The organism is Ammoniphilus resinae (genome assembly GCF_017873965.1).
Lineage (GTDB): Bacteria > Bacillota > Bacilli > Aneurinibacillales > RAOX-1 > Ammoniphilus_A > Ammoniphilus_A resinae.
Genome location: NZ_JAGGKT010000010.1, coordinates 22,477 through 38,344, shown reverse-complemented (window position 1 = coordinate 38,344; position 15,868 = coordinate 22,477). Strand labels below are relative to the sequence as shown.

The following is a 15,868-nucleotide window of genomic DNA, read 5'->3' as shown; positions in this document are numbered from 1 at the left end:
AAATTAAATTCTAGTTAGGAGTAAGATCTCCTGCCCGCCATTGGCATAAAAAAAGGGATTTTCAGGTAATTAACCCTTAAATCCCTTCTCATTTAGATCCTTTTGATCTACATTTAGTTCAATTAAATTCCCATCGGGATCGGCACAGAAAATTTGTGCGAATCCACTTGGTCCGTTTGGTTTTTCAAGAACTTCAACTTCATTCTGTTTTAACCATCTTAGCGTGTCGTGATAGTTTTCAACTCTAAGGGCAAAGTGACCTTCTCTACTCGATAAGCTTTTATCCCGACGTATGGTTTGTGACGAAGGGTCGACGATTAAGTGAAGTTGTTGTCCCTCTATTTCATACCATGCCCCTGCAAAGTCAAAATTAGGACGAGGTATTTCTTTTAAACATAAAATATTCTCAAAGAAGTCTTTGGCTTTTCTCAAATCCGTAACTGTAAGACTTACATGATGCAGGTATTTGTATTTAATCAAGATTTTCCCCTTCCTTTCATCCATTCATTTTTCTATTTAGTATTCATCAAACATCCGCTGGATGTGAATCTTTGATTGAAAAAGAAGGGTATCCTGATGAGATCACCTTTTTTATGAAATGGTTTGGTTCCTTTGAACATTATTACACCCATTTTAATTATAACTGCTTATCCGTCCAATTTAATACCTCACCTATCGAACTTCGGATAATCAAATCTGCATATTTATCACTGGGTGTTGGATCATGGTTGACAATGACTAACTTCGCACCGCGCATCTTTGCTTGATGGGGAAACTGATTTGCCGGACTCACCGTCAATGATGAACCTAAAACAATAAACAAATCGACTTCATTCATGAGCGTATTTGCTACATTGATCTCATGATCCGGTAACATTTCACCAAACAGCACAACGTTTGGACGAACAAACCCATCGCAGTCCCGCATACCACAAGTTGTCATCAACCGTGGATCAAGGTAATCTGTACATGGATATTGAGTATTACATTTCATACAACGTAGTGTTCCAAGGTCTCCGTGTAATTTAGCGATCCTCGTTGTTCCGGCTTGCTCGTGATAATTTTCTACGTTTTGTGTAATGATGCCCTTAATAATGCCTTCTTGTTCCCATTTGGAAAGAATCTCGTGACCCTTATTGGGCTTATGCCTTAACATTTCCTCGATTCTCCAACGGTAAAATCGGAGGAACTCATCCCTATTCCCTGTTATTGCGTCGATATCCGCCAATTCCATGGGATTTCGATTGTTCCACATTCCCCGATCCGCGGAACGGAAATCTTGGAGCCCACTTTCAGTCGACATTCCAGCCCCTGAAAATACGACAATCGATTTTGATTCCATGAGTAACTTGGCTAGCATATTATCCTTCACCCTTCAAACTGTCATCTATAAAATGTTTATTGTTGGCCGCCTGTCTTCTCTCACAAACAGCCTCACTTACTATAGTATACATTTCCTCTATGCCGATTTCAGAAGTCTCAAACCGATAAGCATATTCCTCACTGATTCCGATACGATTCGCCTCTTCCATCACATTTATATTTGCTCCAAGAAAGATAAATTCCCAACCATACTTCTGCTGCTGGTGTTTAATGAGTTCTTTCACTTTATCATAGGTAAACTCACGACTCGCATTTTCCATTCCATCGGTTGTGATCACGAATATCACCTTACCGGGCCTTTCCTCCTCACCTGATTTAGATAACCTGTGCCCCACATCTAAAATCGTTTTCCCCACTGCATCCAAAAGGGCTGTGAGTCCCCTTACAAAATATTCCTTATCGGTGAGTTTTACTTTGTTTACATGGACGCCGTTCCATAAAATCTCATATCTTTCATCGAAGAGAACTGTCGTTACAATGGTTTCTCCTTCTATGCGGCTCTGCTTCTCAATAAACGCATTAAAACCTCCAATCGTATCACTTTCAAGCCCAGCCATGGATCCGCTCCTGTCAAGGAGAAAAACGATCTCTGTTAGATTCTTGTTCATTTCGATCATCCTTTCGATTTAGTCATGGTATAATATTACCTATATTTATCCAATATTTGGTCGCTTGACAGGCGACATTTTTGGAGGCGAGTAAGATGCTTGACCGAAGACTATTGATAGAATTAGAGGAGTATATTGAGAGACACCCGATCCGGCTTCATAATGACGTTTTGGAATCTCCCATTTTTGAAGAATCATGTTCCGAAGGAATTCATCCTGTTGAATTAGAAGATTTTATTAGAAATACCCGTAAACCCGCATTTAGCCAGGTATTGTTTGGTTTTATCGATCGTAAAGGCATTACTGACTCAGATGTTTACAAAAAAGCTGGAATAGACCGCAGGCTTTTCTCCAAAATACGATCTAATTCAGATTACCGTCCCAGAAAAAATACCGTCATTGCTCTCGCTTTATCTCTTGAGCTAAACAAAAAAGAAACCGGGAAACTGTTGGGTTCCGCCGGTTACTCATTGTCTGACAGTGATACGTTTGATCTGGTCATCCAATTTTGTTTAGAGAAAAGAATTTATAATATCCATGACATCAATCAAGCTTTAGCTCATTGCAGTCTGAAGCCATTAGCCTGTGTTTTGGAATGATGCGCTTAACTTCAACTTGCCATCCTTGGCAGAATGTGGGAGACACTATTTATTCATAAAAGCTTTGATTTCTTCTTCTGACATGGATGAATCGCATTTCACGTTTACTGTGTCGCCATTCGTATAGATGAAACCAGGAACCGTTGGAATGTCGTATTCATTACGGAAGGCCGTAATCCCTTCCATATCAGATTCTTCCACACTATTGACATAATAGATATGAGTATCCGTTTCATCAGCAACTTTTTTTAGTTTTTGAATGAATTTTTGACAATAGGGACATACAGCCTTGCCAATATAGATAACGGCTTCCCCTTCCCCATTTACCAATTCCTGTGCTTTTGCGGAATCAATTTTATCAAAACTAGCTACAGTTTCTTCATAATTAGCAATCATTGCTCCATCTCCTTTTGTCATTATTATACCCCATCTCTACACAGGACAGGGTTGTGCATGTTTTAGATTTGAACATTCAATAATTTTATTGTCACATAACGTGGTAAATCCTAAGTGGACTGTGTTTGCAATAGTTCAGGGAATAAATAATGTATGATATGCATAGTTAAACGTCGAGATTCTCCTTGATATGGATAGATATGCATATACATGGATGGATTAAAGTTTGCTTCAATGATTCCATAAGCATTTTTATTCGTAGCAGGAACATTTGTATCTTCAATAATCAAATCGATCCCACAAATTTCAGCTCCAAGTGCCCCTACTGCATCCACTGCTATTTCTTTATAATCATCAGGAATTTGATCTGTTACATCAATCGAGTCTCCACCTGTACTAATATTAGAGTTTTCACGCAGATAGATGATTTCATCCTTTTTAGGAATCGAGTCGAATTGATACCCTTGACCTTTAAGCATAAGGTTCTCCAATTCACCTAACTGGATCCTTTCTAAAGGTGTTCGATGGTCGCTTCCTCTTAAAGAATCACGATTCTTATGAATGACTAGCTCTTCGATTGTATGTTTCCCATCCCCTATAACATTCGCAGGAACTCGTAATAAAACAGCCAAAACTTGATCATGTAACACAAAAAATCGATATTCTGTTCCTTTAATAAATTCTTCTATTAAGATAGAATTGTCTTCTTTAAATGCTAAGGTGATTGCATGATGATAATCTTCGTAAGTTGCGCCTTCTTTGAAGATCGATATGCCTAATCCATAGTTTGTTGTTTTCGGTTTCACGACAATGGGTTTAGAAGAAAATAGATGATAAGAACGTAAAGCGTGCTCGATTGTTTGAAACTCCTCACCTTTAGGTACTCGGAATCCATGTTGGTGAAGAATTTTCTTTGTTACTGTTTTATTTTCCATTATTAAAGTGGATACATAATTATCTTTACTTGTCATATTCCCATTTTTTACATATTCAACATGATCATTTAATTTCAGCTTCAAAAATTGATCATGCCGATCCAACACTTCCACTTGGATTCCTTTCTGAATGGCATCAAACATTAAAATCTGAGTGGACAACTCCATATCAGTAAACCCTGCTAATTGATAAGGCTTATCCCATGATTTTTGATAATTTTCTTTAGCAATCGAGGTAGCCACTTGAACTTGACTGCTTTTTTCACTTTCTTTATATAGTCTTCCCGCTAAAGTCTTACTTGGGTCCATTAACATTTCTCTCAGATGAACAAATAGTGTTTCTGAAATAGGCAAATCTAAGATCTTTACCAATTGTTCCATCTCATCAATGATATTCTCAGCATCTTTTTCAAATTTTGTATGCTCTAATGGATGTTCAAGAGCCACTACATCATTGTAGGAACTCCCCATTTTTACCCACTCATCGCAATTTTCCCCTTCATCTTTCCAAAGTAAATAAAGTAAGAAAAGATGGAGGAATTCTGCTTGCTCATAACTGATTCCATACGGTTCAAATGGATTTAAATCGATATTGCGTAATTCAATATACTTAATACCATGATCCGCTAACTCTGAAACATGTTTTCCGCCTCTTAAACGGACAGGTGAATAAAATTCTTTTTCTTTTGATAGAAGCCCTTTTTGAACCATAGAAGAAAGATCAGATAGATAGTTCTGTATACTGCTGTATGAAACTTGAACATCATCCGAATTGGTGTAACCATATTTGCTGCCTCGAATGCTTCTTACAGCACCATGCAAAGATTCTTCCTTAAAGAAATTCTTTTCACTGCTAGGAGAAGCTCCATAAAAATAAGTGAATAACCATCGATAATGTAAGTAGTTTCTTGTGGCTTTTAGATAAATCTCCGTTTTAAAATCTCGATACTCTTTCATATCTGATTGAGCGTTAAATAACGCTTGAATGAACTCATCGCCAAATTCAAAGTTAAAATGAACACCACAAAGCATTTGTATACGACGGCCATAAGAATGGGATAGATATTCACGATATTGAACATCTTCAACACTTTTCAATTTTGCAATCACGATATTTTCTTCATTTTCTGGTAATCCTGGCGGCATACTTAAAGGCCAAAGCATTTCATTTTTACCCATTGAACGATAAGCAACATCATGGATCGCTGCTAAGTAATGAAACAGTTCCTCTAATGTTTCCGTAACAGGTGTGATGATTTCCATCTGTAATTCTGAAAAATCCCGCTGAATATAAGGATGATCATCTCGCTCCGAAATACTTTTAGGGTGATCCGTTTTGGCTAAATCTCCAGATAAGTCAACTCGTTTACTTTCTTTTTCAATTCCATAACGGGCTTTAAATAAGTATGGTTTCACACGGTCATTGACTAACATGTTTTTAAAGTCTATTTTAACGGTAACTCCCAATTAGCTCACCCCTTCTTCAAACCAATTCTTATTATTTGTTAATCAACTTTAAACTATAACAATATAAAATAAATCGAAAATATCCACATTCCATTGCAATGTGGATATTTCCGTTCCATATTATCTTAAGTACTTCATATGGAATGCGAAATGGTCTTCTAAGAAAGTAGCAATAAAGAAATAGCTGTGGTCATAGCCTTCCATTTTCTCGTAATTCACAACTTGATTATTTTCCTGAGCATTCTTTAAAAAATACGTTTCATCTAATTGCCCAGGATAAAAAGAATCCTCAGTTCCTTGCGTGATAAGAATAGGCGGCATGCTGGGTTCTTTAATCAATTCTGAAGCATCCCATTCTTTCCAAGAAGTTTGATCTTCACCTAAATAAGTGGAGAACGCTTTGATTCCCCATGGGATTTGACTCGGACTTAAAATAGGAGAAAAGGCAGAAATCGCTTTGAATCTCGCGGCATTTTTCATGCCAATCACTAAAGCACCATGACCTCCCATTGAGTGGCCCATAATACTTTCTTCTCCTGAAAAATGAGGGACTAAAGATGAAGCAACGGATGTTAATTCATCCACTATATACGTATACATGTTATAGTGCTTTGCCCACGGATCTTGAGTCGCATTAAGATAAAAACCTGCTCCTTGTCCAAGGTCCCATGCTTCATCATCAGCAACGTGTTCTCCACGTGGTGAAGTATCTGGAATCATGACTGCCACTTGATATTTTTCAGCCAATCTTTGAAATCCACTTTTTTGACTAAAATTATCATCTGTACAAGTTAAACCAGATAGCCACCAAATAAGTGGGATTTTTTTCATTTCTTTATTTGATGGCAAATAGATACTAAATGTCATATCACATTGTAAGACTTCCGAATAATGGGTGTACTTACATTGTTCTCCGTCAAAAGAGCGATGTTTTTCAATAAGTTTAAGGCTCACTTTCTCACTCTCCATATGTTAAAATCGTACGGATTGACTCACCCTTATGAAGCAAATCAAATGCCTCATTGATATCTTTAAAGTCTAAATGGTGTGTAATAAACGAATCTAAATCGATTTCACCATTCATATAATCTTCAATCATTCCTGGCAGTTGGGTTCTTCCTTTCACTCCACCAAAGGCTGATCCACGCCATACTCGCCCTGTTACTAATTGGAATGGACGAGTATGAATCTCTTTACCCGCGCCTGCTACACCGATAATAACACTCTCGCCCCAACCTTTATGACAACATTCAAGAGCAGACCTCATGACTTCCACATTCCCAATACACTCGAAGCTATAATCGACTCCTCCATCTGTCATTTCAACGATGACCTCTTGAATTGGTTTATCAAATTTAGAAGGATTGACAAAGTCAGTGGCTCCCATTTTTTTGGCTAATTCAAACTTATCCTCATTTAAGTCTACAGCAATAATTCGGCTGGCTTTCGCTTGAACTAATCCTTGAATAACCGCTAATCCAATCGCTCCAAGACCAAATACAGCTGCCACAGCGCCTTCTTCTACTTTTGCTGTGTTGTGTACAGCGCCAATCCCTGTCGTCACACCGCATCCAAATAGGCAAACTTTATCAAGCGGTGCTTCTGGGTTAACTTTTACTAAAGAGATTTCAGGAACGACTGTATATTCACTAAATGTACTGGTTCCCATGTAATGATAAATAGGCTCTCCATTATAAGAGAAACGAGTAGTTCCATCAGGCATTAAACCTTTACCTTGAGTTTCTCGTACAGCACTACATAAGTTGGTTTTACCAGAACGACAGAATTTACATTCACCACATTCAGCCGTGTAGAGTGGAATTACATGGTCCCCTGGTTTTACTGAAGTCACTTCATCCCCTACAGCAACCACAACACCAGCACCTTCATGACCTAGTACAGCAGGAAATACGCCTTCTGGATCGTCGCCTGATAATGTAAAAGCATCTGTATGACAGACCGAAGTATATAGAATCTTTACTAATACCTCTTTTGCTTTTGGTTCTTCTACATCTATTTCCACAATTTGAAGTGGTTCTCCTGGTTTAAATGCAACAGCAGCCCTACTTTTCAATTGAATCCCTTCTTTCTTTTGAGTTCTAAGATTTGCTATTTTATAATCACATATTATAATTATGATGACAATACTGACGTTTTTGTCACTACACTAGAAATATCAACGAAGTGGTTCTCTACGTTTAAATACACCGTCGTTTACTTTCTAAATCAATCCTGTCTTTCATATGTTTTCCAATTTACTTTTTACATCATTGCATATTATAATTCTCCAGGGAATACTGACATTTTTGTCACTACAATTAAATGAACAATGGAAAGGTATGAGAATAGATGGTCATTCATTATAAAGAAAAGTCTTTCTTTACTAGCAAAGATTTAGCTCTGTCCGTAATTGGGGGACGTTGGAAAATTGCCATCATATGGTGTTTACTTCAACAATCACCATTAAGATTAAGCGAAATACAAAACTTTCTTCCAGATGTCAATCAACGTATGTTAATTAGACAATTAAGGGAATTAGAAGAGGATCAAATTATTACCAGAGTGGTATACCCCGTTGTCCCTCCTAAAGTGGAATATCAACTTAGCGAAATTGGTCTTAAACTAGAACCTGTTGTTACTTCCATTTGTGATTGGGGAGATCATTTTACAAGGTTTTTGGAAGAAAACGCTAATGAAAAATCAATTCAGTAAAATTTAAGTCGGTTTTGATTAGTTTAACTAGTAATTAATCGCCTTCATCGCAATAACACCTTGATTTTCAATAATCTTTATTGTTTTACTCGTCCAAGTGCCATTGTCATTAATAAGATTCACAAGTAATTTATTATAAATAGGATGCCAATTATGAATAGTGGACGATGATAAAATGAGGATCGATAGCGAAGAAAGTAAAGCTAAACAATCCTGAGGTCCTCAAGCTATCATGGGCTGGGTTACTGGCGTTTTTTTGAGGTTTACTGGCACTTTTTTGAGTGTTACTGGCATTTTTTTAGATCTTTGTAAAAAAATGTGTCAGGACGGGTTCCTAGAGGGAACGGCATAGGGGTATCTGTTTAATATACATAAAAATGAATCTATGTCATGATACTTTTATAAGAAAATTCGTCATACCTCCTTCACTCTGTCTAATTTACTGGCATTTTTATTCATTTACTGGCGTTTTCATAGGGTTTACTGGCACTTTTGATGGGTTTACTGGCAAATAACTTCATTCGGTTGGATAAATACAGTCGGGGGTATATGGAAACCTGCCACTAACAGGAAAAGCACAAAGGTCCTAACTAAATCGGAAACTAGATGCTGGTCCACCCGATCAACAAAAGGCTAAGTTACCATATCCTTATTGGTGAACATTGTTATAAAGTGCTAGACTGAGGTATTGTAAATTTAAATTACACATTTGGAGGGTTATCAACGATGGTTAACATACGTAACGTAGAATGGACGGATTTACCTAGGTTGGTCGCGATTGAGCATCAATGTTTTCCAAAAGAAGAAGCTGCGACCAAGACAGCGTTTGAAGAGAGGATTCAACGAATAGCGGATAGTTTTTTTGTAGCGGTGGTGGATAATCAGGTTGTTGGTTTGGTGAATGGCCCTGTTATTAGTCAACCATTCATTACCGATGACTTATTTTCTGACATCAAAGATAATCCCCCAACCGGCGGGCATCAAAGTATTCTTGGCATTGCGGTTGCACCCCTTTTTCAGAATCGAGGGATTGCATCAGCTCTGCTCGCCCATCTGGAAAGATCGGCAAAAGAGAAGCAACGTGATACAGTGACGCTTACTTGTAAAGAAGAGTTGGTATATTTTTATGAAAGAAAGGGTTACCAAAATCGAGGTGTATCAAACTCTCAACACGGCGGGGTCACTTGGTATAACATGACTAAAAGTCTATAAAAAGACGGTCAAGCTTTGCTTCACCGTCATAAAGGGCTACCCTGTCAGTTAAAGAGATGGCAGCCATGTAAGCCAACTCTTCTTTAGTTTGGCATTGTTAACTAACCAGATGTTACATACTGCGTCTCAAACGCTGTTTTTATTGCATCGGGTTGGAAAAATCATTGATTAAGATACGAACTTTATCTCCTTGCTGAATCTTACCCGCTCGTTCAACCGCACAAACAATCCCTCTTCGCTTATATGCTGCCCGAACAAATTCATTCACCAAGTTGGGAACATGATCATAATGTTTTTGAACTACCTCACCTGGGAATGTACAAGGTTGATTTTCCCCCATACAAATCAGCCCTGCACCATTGGGGAATAGAATTCGTGAACCCATCGTTAACCTAGTAAGTTCAGGAAACCCCCTTAACAATACATTTGCTCCTAGCCATTCAGGCAAAACCACTTCAATGCCCAATTGTTGAGCTATTTTATGGCATTCTTCTTCTGACAGTATGGTAATTTGACGGCGATTGAGAATTTCAGTGCCCCTTGGATACATAGGTTGACGGGAATCTGCGGGACATGTTACACCAAAGTGTCGGTCACCGGGTATTCCACCAAATTCCAGATTCACTTCAGGAATACGGCGCGTTACAAACGATTCAGGGTTATCGGCTATTAGCAATGCACGAACTGTTGCTTCAGCGGTCTTCATCTGATACTGCCTCCAGGATTGATTATACAACTCATTGTAGCATCTAAATGAGTTAACTAACATTATATAACGGTGACCCCATTAATCAAATTCCCCTGCCCAATCGTTGTATTTAGGACCCCAAATCATAGCAAAAAGGAGCGAAAGTTCGCTCCACCCTAAAGTTTATACTAAGTCTGTAAGATACTCTTCTGGAACAAATTCTTCTTGGTGATTGTTGTGTACCTCTTTTGGGGAGGCTGTGAGGATACTTAATCCTAAAAGAACGATACAACTCAATAGAAGAAATAGCATTCTATATCTCCTCCTTCCAAAATATCAGGGGAAACATTGCCAAAGAGCGTCTCCTTGCCTTTCATTATAGAAGGGAGTTCTTGAAAGGATCTAAACAAATTATTAATAAATTATTAATTTAGAGGAACGCCTTCAATTGTTAAATTTAATTAATCCTTAGTGTTTTTAAGTTTCACACTGTAATACCTCATGGCTTTTGGAATACCTTTTATTTCAAAAATGCCATTCATGATTAAATGTCTTACCCTATACTCAACAAACCCATCCCCGATATATTGTTGTAAATGTCCGATGACTTCCCCAACAAGCCGTGCTGATTTCATAAACTTAGCATCCCTTCGCTGTAGCCTTCTGGCTGAATGGATGATGTAATCATCAAAGTAGTCTTCATTTACACTGCTTATTTCATTCTTTCCCCAGACCCTTAGCACTTCTTGTTTTGTCGATAACTTTTCCCATTCGTCTTCAAAATGGTGACGTTCCTCTTGCGTTAATGGGTAAACTTCCTTACTCTTTTCATAGATTAACCGAAATTTTTCTGGTGAAATTTCTCCTGTATGCAAAGGGAAAATTTCCGCATCGGGGACAGGAAATAGATTTTTATATTTTGTCGTGGTATTCATTAGGAAAATATCGTTTGATTTTTCCTTTAATAAATAGAGAACATACCTTAAACCTGTTTGTTCGTGGGCATTTTCTCCGATCCAAATGACAATAGGTGTATTCTCCGGAATAGCGTTGATCTGTGAGGTCGTATGACGGAAATGATCTTGATAGGAGTCTATATACTCGTCATCAAAAATGATATGGTTTTTTAACCATTCAAACCGGTGGTTCAGCCCGTTCGCCTCATGCAATTGCCAAACAGGGCCAATAGAAAATAAATCCGAAAATGAGATGACATCTTCTTCGTTTTGCAATCCCATTTCTTTTAACCCTATTTTCAAACTTCCAGAAGGTGAATCACCAAAAACAAGATTTACAACTTTGTAGCTCTGATTTTGCACATTCGGAAGTTGATTTCTTTTATAGTTTAGAAAATCATGATATATCTTCTTTAAATCCTTCACCAATTGTTCATCTAAATCCTGTTTTGTTTCTTCAACCATTTGGATTCGTAAAAAAATTAGATATAAAAGTGATTTTACTTCGTCTTCCGTCGATTCTTTTACGATTTTTTTCAGGTCATCCATCAACATAGTTCCCCCCTACAGAGTATACTACCACAAAAGTCCATTTCTCTTTTATAACAAAAGCACCCCTGTAAAGTAAACAAGGATGATTCTATCCAATGTCTACTTTAAGGAGTGCAGCGCAAGAAACGGGGCGAAACTCTGATTGCATGAGAAAGAAAGTCCGTAAAATGTAATCCGTAAGTGACGTTAATCGTAATACGTGATCCGTTTAATCATTGGTTTAATTAAATAAACAGTTATCCTCTTGATACGCTCAAAAGGGAAGCGTTGCCCACACTATCCTGCCTTTATGCATGCTGGATGACTCCAGCCGTGAAGGGATAAACCCATTTCCCCCCTCAAGGCTAGATATCCCTAATCGATATACTTGCTGGCATCAAATGGAATCGATACCTTACTCTCAAATGTTTCATACTATTATCCAAGCCCTTTGTGTTCCCTACTCCCTGTTTTCCTTAATTAAATCAGTTTACTTTAACAAGAATCCCTGTATGGAAACAAAAAAAGCAAACAAAGCAACTATTATGCTCATATATCCCCAAAATCCTCTTCTGTCTTTTCGGAGTTCAACCCATCCTGTTAAAAACATAAATACACCCAGGAACAACATCAAATATGGCATTAACGTAGAGTTTCTTGTAAATATACTATAGATTGCTATAACAAGAACAACTATTCTAAATATATTTCTCATTAAATGAAGCAATGGATCCTCCTCAAATCTTTAAGGTCTTTACCCGTTAAAACTCGTAAAAATACTTCCATGCTCAGAGGAATCTACTAGGCTCCAAGCTGTTGAGCTAAATCTATGAAATCCCTGGCAACGACATCAAAATCAAATTCAGGTGTTTGATCTGCGATGTTCGCCCATCCAAATTCCAAGGGCCTCGGTACAAAAGCCGTTTTCATGCCCACTTTTTGGGCGGCTTGTAAATCTGATTGATGTGCGGCAACCATCATCACTTGGTCTGGTTCGAGATCAAGCAGTTCGATGGCCATGCGATAAGCCGCCAGATCTGGCTTGTAGGTTTGAACGAGGGACGGCGTGAGAATGACATCCCAAGGCAAAGAACTGTGCTTTGCCATATTCGTAAGCAAGGATATGTTCCCATTTGATAAGGTAGAAATCGTAAATTTTTGTTTTAGTCTTTGTAGACCCAGCACGGAATCACCCCATGGCTCCAAGCGGTGCCAGACACGATTGAGTTGATCAATTTCCTGTTCAGTTAAACCTTCCACTTCAAACTCCTGGAGAAGCATTTCTAATGCCATCCTATGTAATGCATCGAGATTCATCCAGGGAAGCTCTCCACTCAGCACGCGGTCCATATTTGGCCGGTAACAACTTCTCCATCTATCCGCAAACTTTGCCCAATCGACCTGAAGCCCCTTCAGTTCATTCCATTGTTTTCCCTCTTTAATAATAGTAGATCGATAATCAACCACGGTTCCAAACACATCGAAAGTAAGAGCCTTAATTCTACTAGTATTTAACATATCAACACCCTCTTTTTTTCGCTATTATACCTTCCCTTATTCTCCTTTGGATTCTCAAATCCTCCATCGTTGTAGAAACTTCGGATCTACGACTTCGCAAGCTAAAGCTTCAACTTAGAGATGGGGTCTGACCCCTCCCTCCGTTTGATGACCGTTTTCTCATGTTTTCAAATGACCTTTTGGTCATCATAGCCTCGATGATGACCGTTAAGCAGCAGCCTGGCTTGTTTTATTCTCAAACACAATTAGGATCGCTATCAAGAATGTTTACAACATATAGGTCGCAACCGTCAACTGATTCCATACCATTTGCAGCTTCCAACAGCATTTGAACAAGTGGATCACGTTGACCTTCATGAGTCGTGAATTTTGTATACAAACTAAGTTTGTTCATACCATATTTCCTCCTTTGATTAATCCTTTATCAAATACTTCAAGAAAACTTCCGATAATTCCTAGCAGATAACTGTCAAATAGCCCAATAATGAATGGGTATCGGGTTTAAGATAACCATTATTTAGAACTACGCAGATCCAGCTTCCTTAATGCTGATTGATCCACTCGATAGGATGACAATTTTTTATCGTCAAAAATCACCCCATGCCCTGGGATTTGAGGTGGTTGTGCTACTCCATTTTCAACTGTTATGGGATGTTTAGTTGATCAACATTAATTTTATCTCCTGGAATTAGAATTTGTTTCTGGGACCGAGGGGCGCCCAGATCCCGAGCGTGAATGCGGTGATTATATAATTGATGCACCCGACTTCTTTGAGATACTTTCACACTGCTTTTCTGTTTCTATTTTTTAATCTAGTAATGCATATTTCAGTTAAGTCTACTTTTAAACGTCACTTATTTATTACCGAGTTGTTCCGCCAAACCGATTAGAAGCCCTTCAATTCCACGAATGTAGCAGAGCCGATACGAGTCCTCGTACTGAACCACTTCGCCAACGAGCTGAGCACCATACTTAGTGAGTCTGGATACCATTTCGTCAATGTCTTCAACGGTGAACATGACGCGTAGATAACCGAGGGCATTTACAGGAGCAGTTCGGTGATCTGATATAGTAGGTGGGGTGAGAAATCGCGAAAGTTCAAGTCGGCTATGGCCATCAGGGGTAACCATCATAGCAATCTCTACACTCTGTGAACCCAGCCCGGTTACGCTACCAGCCCATTCACCTTCGACAGTAGCTCGTCCTTCGAGCTTCAAGCCAATCTCCCCGAAGAAAGAAATTGCGTCATCAAGGGATTCTACAACGATGCCAACATTGTCCATTCTTAGTAATTTGTTTTTTTTCATATTTTTAGCTCCTTATGTGTACAAATTTATTACCTGATCATCTTCCTATTTATTCTATTCAAGAATTACAAATTCCCTCCAAGCGATTAACAACTTATCACAGTTCACGATAACAAAGATAAGTCACAGTATGGTAAAATGTGAAGTTTGGTTTTCGAATATGTCATATTAACTTTTATCTACGAAATTCAATTCGTAATTACCGTAATAAGATCGTTTTACGTAAAAAAATTACGTAGATACCCCTTCTCTAACTAAACTTCCGTTTAGTTGAGTAACAAAAAACGGCTGCCGCACAAGCAACCCGTTATTGAACTATGGACTTCCATTAGTTACATCTTTTTTTTAGATCATAAATTGGTCATCCGCAACCTATTCGAACTAATTTCCGTCTGATGGATTGTCAACATGATTAACGCTCATCAATCTCAGAATCGGAAGGAGCTTTTTGTATGAAAAAGAAACAAACTGTATTATTAACTTTGGCTGGGATACTCGGCATGACGGCCGCAGTCGGAGCTGAAGATTTGGTAGAAAAGGTTACAGGTTACATACAAAAAGATGTAAAGGTTCTTGTTAACGGACAAGACAGCTTGCTTACGCCTGTCTATATCGATGGAAAAGCGTATATACCGGTGCACGATGCTGCGACTAAGCTTGGATATACTTTAAATTACGATGTAGCGAATAAAGAAATCGAGCTCGACGAAGCGGCTGACCTGATGCGTGCCTCCGGTGTGATCGTAAGCGTGCAGGCTAAAGAAGACGGAAAATACCGTGTCGAGCTGCTCGGCAGCACATGGGTCATTTTGATTGTAGACAAATCGACAGCTATTAAAAGTCTAGACGGAAAAACGCTAACCCCTACCGATTTGAAAGCCGGCACACAAATCGATGCGGAGTTCGGACCAGCCATGGCGATGAGCTTCCCAGGCCAAGCACAAGCCGTAAGTATTAACGTTCACGCAGCTCGCGCGGTCAAAGAAGATACAATTAAAGCTGTGAAACATACGGATGACGGCTGGCAAGTTCAATTAGGCGACGCTTTGGTACTGAACGCAGGTAAGGAAACGCGTGTCATGACGTCCCAAGGCGAGTCCGTGAATTGGGAGGACCTGAAGGCCGGTACGAAAGTAAAAGCCTACTACGGTCCATTCGAGACGAAAAGCCTCCCTCCACAAAGCCCTGTTTTCCTCCTAGTTGTTCAGGCTCAAGCGCCTGTTACAGGTGGACTGAAAATGTCGCCAGAGACCGCACAGGAATACCGTAACTTGGCATGGGCGCAAGTGAGTGTTCAATCGTCCCATATTACGACGAAGCAAGACGAAGCAGCCGTTCACATTGTCTCCTCTAGAGAGGTTGGCGTATTAGCTCCCACAGCCGAGCAGAAGAAATTGCTCGAAGACGTTCAAGCTGCGAGCGGAAACTTTGTGACAGTTACTTACAACACGGACCAAGACGAGCTGCTTGGACCATTGACAGTGGTGTTCGATTTCAATACAAAAGCTTTTATCGGCTTCAACGCTAGTAGATAATTTCTAAGTAGCCATGAAATT

At 39.0% G+C, this 15,868-nt stretch carries 18 protein-coding genes; 4 read left to right on the top strand and 14 right to left on the bottom strand.

The features are described from left to right. Positions 1–69 precede the first annotated feature (69 nt). From J2Z37_RS15720 to J2Z37_RS15710, 3 genes are all read right to left on the bottom strand, one after another. Entirely contained in the window at positions 70–480 is a 411-nt protein-coding gene (locus tag J2Z37_RS15720) for a VOC family protein (RefSeq protein ID WP_209811237.1), read from the bottom strand. A gap of 157 nt (positions 481–637) precedes the next feature. Next, complete coding sequence (locus J2Z37_RS15715; protein ID WP_209811236.1) at positions 638–1,360, bottom strand: NAD-dependent deacylase; 723 nt, start codon at positions 1,358–1,360, stop codon at positions 638–640. Between the two features lies 1 nt (position 1,361). After that, the gene (locus tag J2Z37_RS15710) at positions 1,362–1,991 is read right to left on the bottom strand and encodes a vWA domain-containing protein (protein ID WP_209811235.1); all 630 of its coding nucleotides are present in this window, start codon (positions 1,989–1,991) and stop codon (positions 1,362–1,364) included. 95 nt (positions 1,992–2,086) lie between these two features. Here J2Z37_RS15710 and J2Z37_RS15705 point away from each other — a divergent pair, with 95 nt between their 5' ends. Then, positions 2,087–2,590 (top strand): hypothetical protein, encoded by a 504-nt coding sequence (locus J2Z37_RS15705; RefSeq protein ID WP_209811234.1) that lies wholly within the window; start codon positions 2,087–2,089, stop codon positions 2,588–2,590. 45 nt (positions 2,591–2,635) lie between these two features. Here J2Z37_RS15705 and J2Z37_RS15700 read toward each other — a convergent pair whose 3' ends face one another. The 4 genes from J2Z37_RS15700 to J2Z37_RS15685 all read right to left on the bottom strand — a co-directional run bounded on the left by J2Z37_RS15700 (position 2,636) and on the right by J2Z37_RS15685 (position 7,462). Further along, on the bottom strand, positions 2,636–3,007 hold the full coding sequence (locus J2Z37_RS15700) for a DUF6568 family protein (protein WP_245203854.1): 372 nt from the start codon (positions 3,005–3,007) through the stop codon (positions 2,636–2,638). Between the two features lie 89 nt (positions 3,008–3,096). Continuing rightward, on the bottom strand, positions 3,097–5,355 hold the full coding sequence (gene gshAB / locus J2Z37_RS15695; protein WP_245203867.1) for a bifunctional glutamate--cysteine ligase GshA/glutathione synthetase GshB: 2,259 nt from the start codon (positions 5,353–5,355) through the stop codon (positions 3,097–3,099). A 153-nt stretch (positions 5,356–5,508) separates the two neighbouring features. Continuing rightward, positions 5,509–6,342 carry an S-formylglutathione hydrolase gene (fghA, locus tag J2Z37_RS15690; RefSeq protein WP_209811233.1) on the bottom strand — a complete coding sequence of 278 codons (834 nt, stop codon included), beginning with the start codon at positions 6,340–6,342 and terminating at the stop codon, positions 5,509–5,511. A 4-nt stretch (positions 6,343–6,346) separates the two neighbouring features. Continuing rightward, the gene (locus tag J2Z37_RS15685; protein ID WP_209811232.1) at positions 6,347–7,462 is read right to left on the bottom strand and encodes an S-(hydroxymethyl)glutathione dehydrogenase/class III alcohol dehydrogenase; all 1,116 of its coding nucleotides are present in this window, start codon (positions 7,460–7,462) and stop codon (positions 6,347–6,349) included. Positions 7,463–7,737: 275 nt separating this feature from the next. On the opposite strand from J2Z37_RS15685, the gene J2Z37_RS15680 reads away from it, so the two are divergent. Both J2Z37_RS15680 and J2Z37_RS15675 read left to right on the top strand, forming a co-directional pair. Beyond that, positions 7,738–8,100 carry a winged helix-turn-helix transcriptional regulator gene (locus J2Z37_RS15680; protein ID WP_209811231.1) on the top strand — a complete coding sequence of 121 codons (363 nt, stop codon included), beginning with the start codon at positions 7,738–7,740 and terminating at the stop codon, positions 8,098–8,100. A gap of 726 nt (positions 8,101–8,826) precedes the next feature. Continuing rightward, a complete protein-coding gene (locus tag J2Z37_RS15675; RefSeq protein ID WP_209811230.1) occupies positions 8,827–9,312 on the top strand; it encodes a GNAT family N-acetyltransferase in 486 nt (161 codons plus the stop codon). Between the two features lie 139 nt (positions 9,313–9,451). Here J2Z37_RS15675 and J2Z37_RS15670 read toward each other — a convergent pair whose 3' ends face one another. From J2Z37_RS15670 to J2Z37_RS15645, 7 genes are all read right to left on the bottom strand, one after another. Continuing rightward, positions 9,452–10,018, bottom strand: a complete 567-nt coding sequence (locus J2Z37_RS15670) for an MOSC domain-containing protein (RefSeq protein WP_209811229.1) — start codon at positions 10,016–10,018, stop codon at positions 9,452–9,454. A 165-nt stretch (positions 10,019–10,183) separates the two neighbouring features. Beyond that, positions 10,184–10,312 (bottom strand): hypothetical protein, encoded by a 129-nt coding sequence (locus tag J2Z37_RS25875; RefSeq protein ID WP_280922226.1) that lies wholly within the window; start codon positions 10,310–10,312, stop codon positions 10,184–10,186. A gap of 149 nt (positions 10,313–10,461) precedes the next feature. Further along, a complete protein-coding gene (locus tag J2Z37_RS15665; protein WP_245203852.1) occupies positions 10,462–11,511 on the bottom strand; it encodes a DUF1835 domain-containing protein in 1,050 nt (349 codons plus the stop codon). A 466-nt stretch (positions 11,512–11,977) separates the two neighbouring features. After that, positions 11,978–12,118, bottom strand: coding sequence for a DUF3953 domain-containing protein (locus J2Z37_RS25575; RefSeq protein ID WP_280922227.1), 141 nt, complete (start codon positions 12,116–12,118; stop codon positions 11,978–11,980). Positions 12,119–12,288: 170 nt separating this feature from the next. Then, entirely contained in the window at positions 12,289–13,005 is a 717-nt protein-coding gene (locus J2Z37_RS15655) for a haloacid dehalogenase type II (protein ID WP_209811228.1), read from the bottom strand. 235 nt (positions 13,006–13,240) lie between these two features. Beyond that, the gene (locus tag J2Z37_RS15650) at positions 13,241–13,399 is read right to left on the bottom strand and encodes a hypothetical protein (RefSeq protein WP_245203851.1); all 159 of its coding nucleotides are present in this window, start codon (positions 13,397–13,399) and stop codon (positions 13,241–13,243) included. Positions 13,400–13,859: 460 nt separating this feature from the next. Beyond that, positions 13,860–14,312: a VOC family protein gene (locus J2Z37_RS15645; protein ID WP_209811227.1), complete on the bottom strand. Its 453-nt coding sequence runs from the start codon at positions 14,310–14,312 to the stop codon at positions 13,860–13,862. 500 nt (positions 14,313–14,812) lie between these two features. On the opposite strand from J2Z37_RS15645, the gene J2Z37_RS15640 reads away from it, so the two are divergent. Beyond that, entirely contained in the window at positions 14,813–15,847 is a 1,035-nt protein-coding gene (locus tag J2Z37_RS15640) for a hypothetical protein (protein WP_209811226.1), read from the top strand. Positions 15,848–15,868 lie beyond the last annotated feature (21 nt).

Excerpts from the sequence above, each read along its gene's own strand:
- J2Z37_RS15715 (WP_209811236.1), bottom strand. The coding sequence starts at position 1,360 with ATGCTAGCCAAGTTACTCATGGAATCAAAATCGATTGTCGTATTTTCA.
- J2Z37_RS15710 (WP_209811235.1), bottom strand. The coding sequence starts at position 1,991 with ATGAACAAGAATCTAACAGAGATCGTTTTTCTCCTTGACAGGAGCGGA.
- J2Z37_RS15705 (WP_209811234.1), top strand. The coding sequence starts at position 2,087 with ATGCTTGACCGAAGACTATTGATAGAATTAGAGGAGTATATTGAGAGA.
- J2Z37_RS15700 (WP_245203854.1), bottom strand. The coding sequence starts at position 3,007 with ATGACAAAAGGAGATGGAGCAATGATTGCTAATTATGAAGAAACTGTA.
- gshAB (WP_245203867.1), bottom strand. The coding sequence starts at position 5,355 with ATGTTAGTCAATGACCGTGTGAAACCATACTTATTTAAAGCCCGTTAT.
- J2Z37_RS15680 (WP_209811231.1), top strand. The coding sequence starts at position 7,738 with ATGGTCATTCATTATAAAGAAAAGTCTTTCTTTACTAGCAAAGATTTA.
- J2Z37_RS15675 (WP_209811230.1), top strand. The coding sequence starts at position 8,827 with ATGGTTAACATACGTAACGTAGAATGGACGGATTTACCTAGGTTGGTC.
- J2Z37_RS15670 (WP_209811229.1), bottom strand. The coding sequence starts at position 10,018 with ATGAAGACCGCTGAAGCAACAGTTCGTGCATTGCTAATAGCCGATAAC.
- J2Z37_RS25875 (WP_280922226.1), bottom strand. The coding sequence starts at position 10,312 with ATGCTATTTCTTCTATTGAGTTGTATCGTTCTTTTAGGATTAAGTATC.
- J2Z37_RS15665 (WP_245203852.1), bottom strand. The coding sequence starts at position 11,511 with ATGTTGATGGATGACCTGAAAAAAATCGTAAAAGAATCGACGGAAGAC.
- J2Z37_RS25575 (WP_280922227.1), bottom strand. The coding sequence starts at position 12,118 with ATGTTGTTCCTGGGTGTATTTATGTTTTTAACAGGATGGGTTGAACTC.
- J2Z37_RS15655 (WP_209811228.1), bottom strand. The coding sequence starts at position 13,005 with ATGTTAAATACTAGTAGAATTAAGGCTCTTACTTTCGATGTGTTTGGA.
- J2Z37_RS15650 (WP_245203851.1), bottom strand. The coding sequence starts at position 13,399 with ATGAACAAACTTAGTTTGTATACAAAATTCACGACTCATGAAGGTCAA.
- J2Z37_RS15645 (WP_209811227.1), bottom strand. The coding sequence starts at position 14,312 with ATGAAAAAAAACAAATTACTAAGAATGGACAATGTTGGCATCGTTGTA.
- J2Z37_RS15640 (WP_209811226.1), top strand. The coding sequence starts at position 14,813 with ATGACGGCCGCAGTCGGAGCTGAAGATTTGGTAGAAAAGGTTACAGGT.